Source organism: Micromonospora sp. WMMD961, assembly GCF_029626145.1.
GTDB lineage: Bacteria > Actinomycetota > Actinomycetes > Mycobacteriales > Micromonosporaceae > Micromonospora.
The window spans coordinates 4714137-4726272 of the sequence record NZ_JARUBJ010000002.1; the positions used below are offsets into that span (position 1 = coordinate 4714137).

Consider the following 12136-nt stretch of genomic DNA (forward strand, 5'->3'; position numbering starts at 1 on the left):
GCGGCGCGTCACTCGGGTCAGGGTGTCCAGCGCACGTTCGGGTTCACCCGCCCGGACCAGTCGAAGACAGCCATGTTGTCCCACTGGTTTCCGGTGCCGTTGATGTTGGCCGGGTCCCAGCCGTTGCCGCGGACGGCGTACCAGGTCGGTTCCCAGTAGAAGACACCGATGGCCCCGGCGTTGCGGGCGGTGTTCTGGACCCAGTCGAACTCCTGGGCCTGGCCGGACCAGGTCGCGCTGATGCCGTCACAGGTCGCGTCGCCAATGGCGTTCGGCTCGCTGTCCGCGTTGTCGCGGGTGAAGGGGTACGCGGTCTCCGCGATCACCACCGGCTTACCGTAGCGGCCGCGCAGGTCCACGATGTTGTTGTAGAGGTTCGCCAGGGTGCCGTGCCACATGCAGTAGTACGACAGGGCCGTGATGTCCCACTGCACGCCCTGCGCGCGGATGCCGTCGTAGAACCAGCGGGCGTTGGCGTTGCTGTCGGCGTTGGCGGTGTGGATCATCACCGGGATGCCGCTGCCGCAGTCCTTGGTCGCCCGGTAGCCCTGCTTCAGCAGGCCGGCCAGCGGGGCGAAGTCGTTGTCGACGACCTTTCCCTCGTTCCACAGCATCCCGACGTTGATCTCGTTGCCGATCTGCACACTGTCCGGCGGGGTGCCCTGTGCCCGCGGGCTGGAGCAGACGTCGTAGGTGAAGGTGTACACGTCGGCACGCAACTGGCTCAGGCTGTGGCCGATCCAGGCCGCCGGCTTGTACTGCTTGCCGGGGTCGGCCCAGGTGTCGGAGTAGTGGAAGTCGATGAGCACCTTGAGCCCCTTCGCCCTGGCCACCCTCGCCTGGGCCAACACCCTGCTCTTGTTGTTGTAGCCGCTGACCGGGTTGTTCCGCACCCGCAGGCGGACGTAGTTGACGCCGACGGACTTCAGGATGTCCAGTGGGTCGCGAGCGACACCGCCGGCGTCGTAGTACCTGGCACCCACATCCAGGCTGCGCTGCAACGAGGAGACGTCGGCGCCCCGCATGCTGAGCGTGTTCGCGGCGGAGACGGGCGCGGGCGTGGTGGGGACGGCGAGGATGCCGGCCAGGGCAGCCCCGAGCAGTGCCGTGGCGCGGCGACGGGGTGTGGGCGAGTGGGTGCTCACGAGACTCCTTCCGGAGCGGGACGGGCGGCGCTCAGCCCACGGCGCAGGGAGCGCCGTTCAGCGAGAAGGCGGTCCTGTCATACCTCGACGATGCCGCCATGACATCGATGATTGCCAACCTGTCTCACCACCCGGTCAGCGCGGCACGTCCACGAATGCCTCGTCTAGCAGTCCGGGACGGAGACGTGGGCGGTGACGATCCGCCAGCCGACGGGCAGGCGTACCCAGGTCTGGGTCTGCCGCCCGGTGGCGGGGGTGCCGGCGTACCCGAATCGGGTCGTCACGACCGCCAGGTCCCGGCCGAAGGTGGTGATGACGGGGTCCACCAGCCGGCGACCGGCCGGCAGTGGTGGCTGCGCGGCCCGCCACTTGCGCTGCTCGTCCAGCCCGTACTGATGGTCGGCGAGGCCGAACCGCACGGTCCGCTCGGAATCCCAGAAGTAGCCGCAGATCCGGTCGGCATCGCCGTCGGCCAGAGCCCGCTCGTAGTCGGCGAAGGCCGCCGTCACCTCGGCGACCACGTCGGTCCGGTCGATGTCCATGCGGTTCGTTCCTCCGATCCGTCGGGTCCGGAACTGGTGGGCCGGGTCGGAGCTGGCGCCCCGACCCGGACCGTTGGCTCAGCCGCTCAACGCCGACGTCCGCTGCTCACCGTCGGACCCGTCAGCGGCCGGGTCAGCCCGATCCTCGTCGTCCTCGCCAGGGTCGGGTTCACGGGGAGCGGGACGACCGAGCGCGAAGACCGCGCAGATCGCCGCGACGAAGAGGTAGCCGAGCGCCACCTGGCCGTTGGCGTTCCACTCGATCCGCTCGCCGTGGATGAGCCCGATGAACGACAGCAGCGCGCCGGAGCCGGCGAAGATCGCGGCCCGGACGAACCGTTTGTCGATGATGAAGACCACCACCGCGCCGAGCACCAGGCCGGCGAGGATCGCGCCCTGGCCGAGCACCAGCAGCCCGTCGTAGACGACGCCGGCGCCGTTGAGCGCCTCGTCGCCGACCGCGGCGGCGGTCGTACCGGCCGCCGCCAAAGCGTTGTCGATCTGCCCTGTCGCCCAGGCCGCGATGTTCGGGATCAGTGCGGCGACCACGGCGGCGGCGTGCGCCCGGGGCGTTGCCTGGAACGCCTGCGCCCCGATCAGCAGTCCGATGTACAGCAGGATCGGCACGATGGCCGCCGTCGGGAAGATCGCGCCGAGCAGGCCGAACATGCCCAGGAAGCAGAGCACCGCGATCACCACGCCGGTCGCCATCGAGTACCCGCTGCGCCCGCCCGCGGCCTTCCAGCCCGGGTGCCCGACGTAGACCGCCGGTGGGAACGGCGAGCCGAGAGCCGCGCCGACCACCGCGCCCGCGCCGTCGGCGAGCAACACGCTGCGCAGGTTGTAGTTGTCCCCCGCGGTGGCGGCGCTCTCCACGTTGGTCATGCCCTCGGTGAAGTTGTACACACCGAGCGGGATCGCCGTCGCCAACAGGGGCGCCATGTCGGCCAGCCCAGCGAGGAGCAGGTCGATCTTGAACGAGGGTACGGCGACGGCGATGTCCCGGGCCGCCGCCGTGACGTCCGGCACCGACATCGCTCCGCCGGCCCAGCCGATCGCGGTGCCGAGCAGCAACGCGGCGAGCCCGATCGGGAAGTTGAACGGCAGTTTCACGTCGGTGAGCAGGCCGATCAGCAGCAAGGCGAAGACGGGTAGGGCCACCCAGGCCAGCCGCCACATCTGCCCGGCCGGGTTCATCGAGATGAACGTGATCGAGATACCCGCGAGGGTGCCGAGCAGCGCGGCCCGGGGCGCGTACCGGCGGATGTAGGGCCCCACGAACGCGCCGATCAACACGATCACGCCGATGATGAAGGCCCACGCCAGCCCGGCCTCCCAGGCCCGCACGGGGTCCTGGGTACGCAGGTAGATCGGGAGCATGATGACGAAGATGACGATGAACATGTGCGGCACGCTCGGCCCGTACGGCAGGGCCGTCACGTCGCTGCGGTTCTCCCGTCGGGCCAGCCGGCGGGCCAGATAGGTGTAGTAGATGTTCCCGGCGACCAGGGCGATGCCGAGCGCCGGCAGGATGGTGCCGAACACCTCCCCCTCGGGAAGGTTCACCACGGCGAGGCAGAGCCCGGTCAGGGTGAGCACGTTGACCAGGACGTTGACGCCGAAGCCGAAGAACGCGTTGGTGTCACCGCGTACCCAGTACGGCAGGGGGGCGACGGAGGGTCTGATGGAGGCCATGACTGCTCCCGGTCAGGAGGAGGGCTGCAACACGGGGGTGGTGGGCAGCGCGGCGCGTACCTGCGCCGAGTCGGCTACCCAGCCGAAGATGCCGCCCTGGGCGGCGATCATGTCGAGCCCGACCCGCTGGAACTCGGGGAAGTAGGACCCGACGCAGTCGGCGAGCACGAGACACTCGTACCCGCGGTCGTTGGCCTCCCGGACGGTCGTGTGCACGCACACTTCGGTGGTGACCCCGGTGACCAGGAGACTGCGCACGCCCCGCTCGGCGAGCAGGACGTCCAAGTTGGTGGCGTGGAAGGCTCCCTTGCCCGGCTTGTCGACGACCGGCTCGTCGGGCAGCGGTGTCAGCTCGTCGACGATGTCGTGGCCGTACTCGCCGCGGATCAGGATCCGGCCGTTCGGCCCGGGGTCACCGATCCGTTTGCTGGGCGTACCGCGACTGAGCTTGGCCGGCGGGCAGTCGGACAGGTCGGGCAGGTGCCCCTCGCGGGTGTGCACGACAGTCAGGCCGGCGACGCGGGCGGCAGCCAGCAGCGCCGCGAGCGGAGCGATGGTACGGCGAAGCTGACCGACGTCGTTGCCCAGGCTCTCCCCGAACCCGCCGGGTTCCAGGAAATCGCGCTGCATGTCAATGACGAGCAACGCCGTGGTCGAGACGTCGAAGGTGTACGGGGTGGGCCGCGCGGCGGCGATGGTCAACATGGGGCACCTCACGTGGTCGTGGCGGCGATGACGTCGTCGGAGGTGGTGACGCAGCCGAAGACACCGCCCTGCATGGTGACCATGTGCAGTGCCGCGTCGTGGTTGGCCTTGTCGGTGGCGCCGGTGCAGTCGGAGAGGATCAGGCACTCGTACCCCCGGTCGTTCGCCTCGCGCATCGTGGTGTGCACGCAGACGTCGGTGGTGATGCCGGTGAGGATCAGGTGGGTGATGCCCCGGGTACGAAGCACCAGGTCGAGGTTGGTGGCGTAGAACGCGCCCTTGCCCGGTTTGTCGATGACCACCTCGCCGGGCACCGGGGCGACCTCGGGCACGATCTCCCAACCCGGCTCGCCCCGGATCAGGATCCGGCCGGCCGGGCCCGCGGAGCCGATCTCGGCGCCGATGCGCGCCGAGCGCCACCGCTTGTTCGCCGGCAGGTCGGACAACTCCGGGTCGTGCCCCTCGCGGGTGTGTACGACCAGCATCCCGAGCGATCGGGCGTGCTCCAACAGTCGGGCGGTGGCCGGCAGGCCGGCCCGGGTGAGGCCGATGTCGTAGCCCATCGCGTCGACGTAGCCGCCCGGTCCGCAGAAGTCGGTCTGCCAGTCGATGCAGAGCAGTGCGGTGTGCGCGGTGTCCACCGTGCCGTCGTACGGCCACGGGTAGGGGTTGGCCGGTACCGGCCCGATGCTGCCCATCTTCTCGCCTCCTGTCGTTCTCGCTGGTGTCTGCCGCCCTACCTGCCGGCGGCGGCCTGACGGTAGGCCCGCCACCCACCGGCGGCGCTGATGTCAACAGCCGGTGGGCCGGCGGCGTACGCCTCGCACAGGAAGCCGAGCACGTCCCGCCCGTCGTGCAGCCGGATCCAGCCGAGTGACAGCGGTGCCGGCACTCCGGCCAGCAACTCCCCGACGGCGGACGACGGCAGACGCCAGAGCTCGACGTCGATCGGCTGACCCTGCGGGTCGTCCGGGGCCACCCGGACGAGGCCGGGCAACCCCTCACCGTCCGGGGTCTCCATCCGGTAGAGCCGATACAGCGGCGCGGTCCGCGCCGCGCCGACGAGAGTGGCCCCGCGCCCGGTCAGCTCACCGTTGCGGGACTCACCGCTCAGATGCCGACCGACGACGGCGATCAGCGCCTGCGCCGCCGCCGGTGGCGCGTCGCCCGCCGCCACAGCCGGTGGCGGTTCACCGCCACCGCCGACGAGGGCGGCGGCGAGCCGGGCCAGAGTGAGGTCGCTGAACGCCGGGCCCAGCAGGGTCAGGCTCGCCGGTCGGCCGCCGTCGGTGAAACCGTTGGGTACGGTCACCGCAGCCAGGTCGAGCAGGTTGGCGAACTGGGTGTAGCGGCCGAGCATGGCGTTGCGACCGATCGGATCCTCGGCGATCTCGTCGAGAGTGAACGTGGTGCCGACGGTGGGCACCACCAGCACGTCGATCTCGCGCCAGAGCCGGTCGACCCGGGCGCGCAGTTCGCGGAGCCGGTGCTGACCCCGGAAGGCGTCGATCGCGTCGTAGCGCCGCCCGGTCTCCAGCACGGTCCGGGTGACCGGGAGCACCGAGTCGGGGTGCGTCAGCAGGAAGTCGCCCAGCCCGACGAGCCGCTCGGCCACCCAGGGCCCCTGGTAGAGCAGATCTCCCGCCGCGAAGAAGTCGTCGAGCGGCACCGGCCGGGCGGTGGCGACCACAGTGCGCAGTCGTCGTACGCCGGCGTCGAACCTCTCGCCCTGTCCCACGTCGCCGAAGAACTCCAGATCCGCGGCGCGAGGCACCCCGAGGCGCAGCGTTCCCGGTACGCCGCCGCTCGCTCCTTCGGCCGGCAGCGCGCGCCCCCACGGGTCGGCTTCCGACGTGCCCCGGGCGGCGTGCAGCACGTCGACGGCATCGCCGACGTCGGTGGCGAACACCGACACGCAGTCCAGCGAGCGGCAGGCCGGGACCACACCGGCGGTGCTGAGTAGTCCCCGGGTGGGCTTGAGGCCGACGATCCCGTTCAGCGCCGCCGGGACTCGACCGGAGCCGGCGGTGTCCGTACCCAGAGCGAAGCTGACCTGGCCCGAGGCCACCGCCACCGCCGAGCCGGAGCTGGACCCACCGGAGACGAGACCGCCGCCGAAGACGCTCTCGCAGCTGCCGTACGGCGAACGGGCGCCGGTCAGGCCGGTGGCGAACTGGTCGAGGTTGGTCTTGCCGACGAGCAGGGCACCGGCGTCGAGCAGTCGGCGTACCACCGGAGCGTCCTCGGCGGCGCGGTACGCGAAGTCGGGGCAGCCGGCCGTGGTGATCATGCCGCCGACGTCGATGTTGTCCTTGACCGCGAAGGGGATCCCGTACAGCGGTAGGTCCGCGGGGTCGCTGTCGCGGGCCAGTGCGATGGCGCGGGCTCGGAGGTCGTCGGCCGCGACGGTGCTGATCCAGACCGGCCCGCCGTCCTGGCCGGCGAGCCCGGCCAGCACATGTTCGGCCTGGTCGACGGGGGTCGTCGCGCCGCTGAGATACGCCGACCGCAGCGCCGAGACGGAACCAACGGGCTCTGACATACTGTCGATTGTCGACAGTTCTGTTACGAACGACGGCGCGATTCGTAACGAGCCCATGTCGAGCCCGCCCGTGGCGGCTACCCGAGGTACGAGCGCGCGCCGTGCGCGGAGAGCACGGCCAGCACCTCCTCCGGGTCTCCCCCGGCGACGGCCTCGAACAGCCGCTGGTGCCGGTGGACGCCGTCCAGCGGCTGCGCCAACTCCGCCTCCCGGCGCAGGTTGATCGCCATGTAGAGCTGCAACTTCACCAGGATCGAGTCGTACACCGCGGACAGTTGCCGGTTGTCGGCGAGCGCCACCAGGGCGACGTGGAACGCGCGGTGCGATTCGGCCACCGTCATCCGATCGCCGAGCCCGACCGCCTCTCCCATCCGGTCCAGGGCCGCCCGCAGGCCGACCAGGTCGCTCTCCCGGCCGACCGGGATGCCCGCGCGCACCGCGAATCGCTCCAGCACGTCCCGCAGCTCGTACAGCTCCCGCACGTCCCGCTCGGAGAGCGTGGCGACGCGGACTCCCCGCCGTGGCACGTGCTCGACCAGCCCTCGCTGGGCCAGCAGCCGCAGCGCCTCGCGCAACGGCGCCCGGCTGATCCCCAACCGCCGGGTCAGCTGCTCCTCCACCAGGCGTTCACCCGGGTCACTCCTCCCACTGAGGATCTCCCGGGTGAGCCGGGTGACGGCGAGGTCCACCAGACTGACACTCTCCAGCTCACCATCCATCGGCGATGCGGCCACGTCGTTCACCCCGCCGAGTCTGCCACCTGTCGCACGAGGCCTGGCGCGGGCGCGTCCCCTCGGCGGCGCCGGCGCGGCCGGTGTGGATGCCGAACGGCGGGGCGCTCCGACCGGACCAACACTGACGCTGGTCGATGTTGCCAGAACACCTTCAGACGTGCTGGAATGGCTCATATCGCCGCAGCGCGGGGGCAACCGCGCTGGGAACGGCACGCACGGGAGCATCGCAGTGCCGGCAGCGCGCCGTCTGGGCAGGCGCTCGCCACCCGCACCGCCGGGCCATCTCCACGACGACGGGCGTCCTACTGGCAGGCGACCCCGCCCGTCGTCAGCACCCCCGGTACGTGCCCCGGCGGCCGACGCGCTCGATGTCCGACCCGCCGACTGCGTCCGATTCGGCCTGCCAGCGCATCAGAACCGGCGACGAGGTGAGAAGCAGTCATGATTTCCCGACAGAGTTTCGCGGGGTGGTACCGACACCGTCTGGTGTGGGTGGCGGTGATCCTGTTGGCGACGTCGGCCGGCGCGGCCGTACTGGTCAACCGCTCCGACTCGAAGCCGGAGCCGGCCGATCTGCAGGCGCAGATCGTGGCCCGGATGCGTACGACGCTCGAACGGGTGGACCCGGGGCAGCACAACCACGCCGGGCACGACACCCAGCAGGTGGCCGCCGGGGAGGAGAAGCCGCCGGTGATCTGCGGCGTCCGCGTCTACGGCTACGAGCCGGCCGAGGTGACCACGCTCGCCGATGTGCAGACGGTCTACGGCTTCCACCTCTGCGGGATCGCCGAGCGGAAGCGCCCCTGGGACGTGGCCGTCAAGCTGGCCGGCCCGGTGATCATGGACATGTCCTCCGACCCTCCGGGCATCCAGGTGGTCGAGGCGACCGAGGACGTCAGGTTCATCGACCGGCTGCGGCAGATGTTCCCGGCCAAGTACGCGACGGTGGCGCAGGAGGAGGCGCTGACGGCCGCGGAGATGGCCGACCAGCGTCGCCGGTACGACGCGGCAGCCGGGCTCTGACCACGCCGCGCAGGGCGTCGCCCCCGCACACGACCGGCCGCCGGGTGTGAGGCCGCCAGGCCGCGAGCTGGCTCTCCGGGCGCTGCGGTGGATGCCGTCGCGGGCGACCCGTTAGGCGATACCGCAACCGCGGAGCGTCGTGCACAGACCCGTCACTGCTCCGACGATTACGGACAGCTCGATCCACATCCGCCTATAGGTAGATCATGATTGATATTTACATCTATTGATGCAACAGTGGCTTTGGGAGCGTTCCCACCCTGATCCCCAGCACCAACGAACGGAGGATGAACAGTGCGTTCACACCAGTTAGGTCAACCCGGCGGACCGTCCCGGTCGACAATCCGTCGGTCGCTCCAGGCGCTCGTCCTGCTGTTCGCGATGGTGGTCGGCACGCTGCCGTTCACCGGAGCCGCCCAGGCTCACGGCACCATCATCAACCCGGCGAGTCGGGCCTATCAGTGCTGGAAGACCTGGGGCAACCAGCACATGAACCCGGCCATGCAGCAGCAGGACCCGATGTGTTACCAGGCCTTCCAGTCCAACCCCGACACCATGTGGAACTGGATGAGCCAGCTGCGCGACGGCCTCGCCGGCCAGTTCCAGGCCCGCACCCCGGACGGGCAGCTCTGCAGCAACGGCCTCTCCCGGAACAACTCCCTCAACCAGCTGGGAGCCTGGAAGGCGACGACCGTCAGCAGCAACTTCACGGTCCAGCTGTACGACCAGGCCAGCCACGGAGCTGACTACTTCCGGGTGTACGTCACCAAGCAGGGCTTCAACCCGGCCACGCAGCAGCTCGGCTGGGGCAACCTCGACCTGGTCGCTACCACCGGGCGGTACGCGCCGGCGCAGAACATCTCGTTCAACGTCTCGGCGTCCGGACGCAGCGGGAACCACATCCTGTTCGTGATCTGGAAGGCGTCCCACATGGACCAGACCTACATGTGGTGCAGCGACATCAGAATCGCCTGATCAGCGACACGGCACCACTCCGGCCCAGGGCGTCGTCGTCCTGGGCCGGATCCTCTGTCAGGAACCGAGCTTGATCCGGACCCGGCGATTCTGCCGGCCCTTGCTCTCGACCTTGGTGACGGTCACCCGACCGATCTGGCCGGTCGAGGCCACGTGGGTGCCCCCGTCGGCCTGCACGTCGAGCCCGACGATGTCCACCACCCGCACCTGGGGCAGATCCGGTGGTGCCGTGAACTGCGTCCGCACCAGATCGGGGGTGGCGTTCGCCTCGTCCCGGGAGAGCATCCGAACGACGATCTTGCGGTCCGCGGCGATCTCGGCGTTCACCGCGTCCTCCAGGGTCTGCTTGAAACCCGGCGGGACCTCCGGCAGGTTGAAGTCCATCCGGGCCTCGCCGGGCTCCATGTTGCCACCGGTCACCAGCACGTTGAAGTCGCGGAAGACGGTGCCACAGAGCACGTGCAGGCCCGAGTGGGTACGCATGAGCGAGGTACGACGATCGTCGTCGATCGCCCCGGTCACTGTGGTGCCGACCGCGGGCACCGGATCCCCGGGCGCAGGCAACAGGTAGAGGTCGTCGCCCTTGCGGGTGCCGACGATCCGCGTCTGCACACCCTGCCAGATCAGCACGCCGTGGTCCGGCGGCTGGCCGCCGCCGCCCGGGTAGAACGCGGATCGGTCCAGCACGATGCCCTGCTCCGGATCAGTGGGATCCGACCACACGACGGTGCAGTCCCATGTCCGGAGTGTCACATCTTCCCAGTCCAGCCGTTGGGTCCGGCCGTGATGATCAATACCCATAGGTTGATGGGAGGGCGGCCGTCGGCGGCGCCACTCCGTCCCCCTTCAGCGCTCGCGTGGTCTTCTCGACCACGATTATTCGTGCGTCGTACACCGAGGACAAACACCCGGTGACGCTCAATGATCGGGCGCCCTCCACCTGGAGACCCCGCCTGTCACTCCCCCGGCCCGGGCCCGACGCTGCCTCAGGCCGACCGCTGGGCGGTGTCTCCGCTGCGCAGGCGGTCCAACTCGGCGAGGTACATCGCCTGCATGCGGTCGTAGTGCCGGACCAGCAGCGTGACCTCCTCGTCGCGGTAGCCCTCGATGAGCCGCTCGGCCCGCTCGGCGAACCGCTCGTACGGTCGCGTCACCTCGGGGATCCGCTCCGGACGTAGGGTGACGATCACCCGCCGCCGGTCCGCCGGATCGCGCTCGGCCGTCACGTAGCCCGCCTGCTGGAGCCGGCGCAGCATGCTGGTCACCGCCCCGGTGGTGAGGTTGGTCCGCTCGGCGACCTGCCCCGCGGTGGCGGATCCGACGTCTGCCAGGTAGTCCAGGCACTCCAGGTCGCTCACGGTCAGGCCCAGCCGCTCCGCGATGGCGTTTCGGAACACCATGGACAGCCGCGACATCTCCCGCCCGGCGCGCATGAGGTCGGCGATCGCGGACGCACGGGCCGGCTCGTCGGACATGCCCGCAATCATGCCTCCGGCACGGTGACCCGGTGCAGCCGAGGTAACACGCGGGTCAGCACCCAGTGGGGTGCGACCGCGCCCCCGGTGAGGCGGCGCATCAGCCCGGCGGCGGTGTCGACGGCACGGAAGGCGTAGGGCACCATCTCCTCCTGGTAGCTGGCGATGGCCTCCTCCACCGGCGTGCCGCCCGCCCGGGCCTCGACCAGCCGGCGGCCGAGCAGCGCGGCGTCGCGCAGCGCCGTGTTGCCACCGTGGGCGCCGAACGGCGGCATGACGTGCACGGCGTCGCCCATCATCGTCGCCCGGGGCACCGCCCACCGGCGCGGGCGGCGGCCGGTTGCGAAGAGGTTGAGCACCGTGGCGTCCAGCTCGGCCGTGCCGACCAGCCGCCGGATGACCGGGTGGAAGTCCGCACTCATCCGGGAGGCCAGTCGCCACAGCGCCAGCAGGTCCCCGCGGACGCCGGTGGGCACCTCCTCCTGCCGCAGCAGCAGTCCCCACATGACGTAGTCGTAGCCGGTGGGCGCATAGGTGCCCGGGGCCAGGCGCGCGAACGCCTCCTGCGGGCTCTCACCGAACCGCATGGAGGTGAAGAAGAAGGCGCGGCCCGGTCGGTCGGCGATGGCCAGGACCCCGCTGGTACGCAGCGCGTCCGGGATGACGGTCTCGCCGTTGCGCCGCAGGGGCGACCGTCCGTAGATGCCTGCCATCGGGGTGTTCGCCGGGTCCGCGTCCGGCATGAGCTGCGCGCGCAGCGCCGAGCCGACGCCGTCGGCGCCCACGACGACGGTTGCCGCGGCGGCCCCGCCGTCGGAGAACCGCAGCCGCAGCCCGGTCGGGCCGCCGTTGTCCGCCGCGACGGCTTCCTTGCCGTAGTGGATGCGCCCGTCCAGCCCGGACTGCAGGATCGACCGCAGGGTCAGCCGGTCGACCTGGCGGGTCGCATGCGGCTCGTCCTTGAAGGTGATGGTGAACGCGTCCCGCAGCCGGCTGTCGGTGAAGCGTAGCTGCCCGCCGGGCTCGTCGCCGGTGGTCAGCGCCAGGTTGTACAGCTGGCGGGGCAGGCTCTCGCGCAGCGCCTGCAGCCCGTACCGGTCGAGGATGATCCGGTAGCCCTGCCGCCGGACGAAGGGGCCCGGGTCCCGCTCGTAGACGTGCACGTCGATGCCGGCGCGCGTCAGGTACTGGGCGAGGCAGAGGCCGGAGAGGCCCGCGCCGGCGATCGCTACCGAGAAGTCTGTCGATATGCCCATGCAATTATCTTAACGACTAAGATGATTTGGGCAAGGTGGCCCGG

Annotated in this window: 12 protein-coding genes; 2 read left to right on the forward strand and 10 right to left on the reverse strand. The window is 70.5% G+C overall.

The genetic code is table 11. From position 1 onward, the window contains the following. Nucleotides 1-17 precede the first annotated feature (17 nt). From O7614_RS21310 to O7614_RS21340, 7 genes are all read right to left on the reverse strand, one after another. Nucleotides 18-1145: a glycosyl hydrolase 53 family protein gene (locus tag O7614_RS21310; protein WP_278140244.1), complete on the reverse strand. Its 1128-nt coding sequence runs from the start codon at nt 1143-1145 to the stop codon at nt 18-20. Nucleotides 1146-1309: 164 nt separating this feature from the next. Next, nucleotides 1310-1687 carry an oxalurate catabolism protein HpxZ gene (hpxZ, locus tag O7614_RS21315; protein WP_278140245.1) on the reverse strand — a complete coding sequence of 126 codons (378 nt, stop codon included), beginning with the start codon at nt 1685-1687 and terminating at the stop codon, nt 1310-1312. Nucleotides 1688-1765: 78 nt separating this feature from the next. Next, nucleotides 1766-3382, reverse strand: coding sequence for a regulator (locus tag O7614_RS21320; RefSeq protein ID WP_278140246.1), 1617 nt, complete (start codon nt 3380-3382; stop codon nt 1766-1768). A 12-nt stretch (nt 3383-3394) separates the two neighbouring features. Next, nucleotides 3395-4087, reverse strand: coding sequence for a cysteine hydrolase (locus O7614_RS21325; RefSeq protein ID WP_278140247.1), 693 nt, complete (start codon nt 4085-4087; stop codon nt 3395-3397). An 8-nt stretch (nt 4088-4095) separates the two neighbouring features. Next, a complete protein-coding gene (locus O7614_RS21330) occupies nt 4096-4785 on the reverse strand; it encodes an isochorismatase family cysteine hydrolase (protein ID WP_278140248.1) in 690 nt (229 codons plus the stop codon). Nucleotides 4786-4823: 38 nt separating this feature from the next. After that, the gene (gene atzF, locus O7614_RS21335) at nt 4824-6629 is read right to left on the reverse strand and encodes an allophanate hydrolase (RefSeq protein WP_278140249.1); all 1806 of its coding nucleotides are present in this window, start codon (nt 6627-6629) and stop codon (nt 4824-4826) included. Nucleotides 6630-6706: 77 nt separating this feature from the next. Continuing rightward, the gene (locus O7614_RS21340; protein WP_278140250.1) at nt 6707-7372 is read right to left on the reverse strand and encodes a GntR family transcriptional regulator; all 666 of its coding nucleotides are present in this window, start codon (nt 7370-7372) and stop codon (nt 6707-6709) included. Between the two features lie 432 nt (nt 7373-7804). Here O7614_RS21340 and O7614_RS21345 point away from each other — a divergent pair, with 432 nt between their 5' ends. Together O7614_RS21345 and O7614_RS21350 are read left to right on the forward strand one after the other, a co-directional pair. After that, complete coding sequence (locus O7614_RS21345) at nt 7805-8386, forward strand: hypothetical protein (RefSeq protein WP_278140251.1); 582 nt, start codon at nt 7805-7807, stop codon at nt 8384-8386. 294 nt (nt 8387-8680) lie between these two features. Continuing rightward, complete coding sequence (locus O7614_RS21350) at nt 8681-9361, forward strand: lytic polysaccharide monooxygenase (protein ID WP_278140252.1); 681 nt, start codon at nt 8681-8683, stop codon at nt 9359-9361. 57 nt (nt 9362-9418) lie between these two features. Here the strand turns inward: O7614_RS21350 and O7614_RS21355 are convergent, their stop codons facing one another. From O7614_RS21355 to O7614_RS21365, 3 genes are all read right to left on the reverse strand, one after another. Next, complete coding sequence (locus tag O7614_RS21355; protein ID WP_347404363.1) at nt 9419-10162, reverse strand: alanyl-tRNA editing protein; 744 nt, start codon at nt 10160-10162, stop codon at nt 9419-9421. A gap of 185 nt (nt 10163-10347) precedes the next feature. Next, a complete protein-coding gene (locus tag O7614_RS21360) occupies nt 10348-10836 on the reverse strand; it encodes a MarR family transcriptional regulator (RefSeq protein ID WP_278140254.1) in 489 nt (162 codons plus the stop codon). 8 nt (nt 10837-10844) lie between these two features. Continuing rightward, nucleotides 10845-12092: an NAD(P)/FAD-dependent oxidoreductase gene (locus O7614_RS21365; protein ID WP_278140255.1), complete on the reverse strand. Its 1248-nt coding sequence runs from the start codon at nt 12090-12092 to the stop codon at nt 10845-10847. Nucleotides 12093-12136 lie beyond the last annotated feature (44 nt).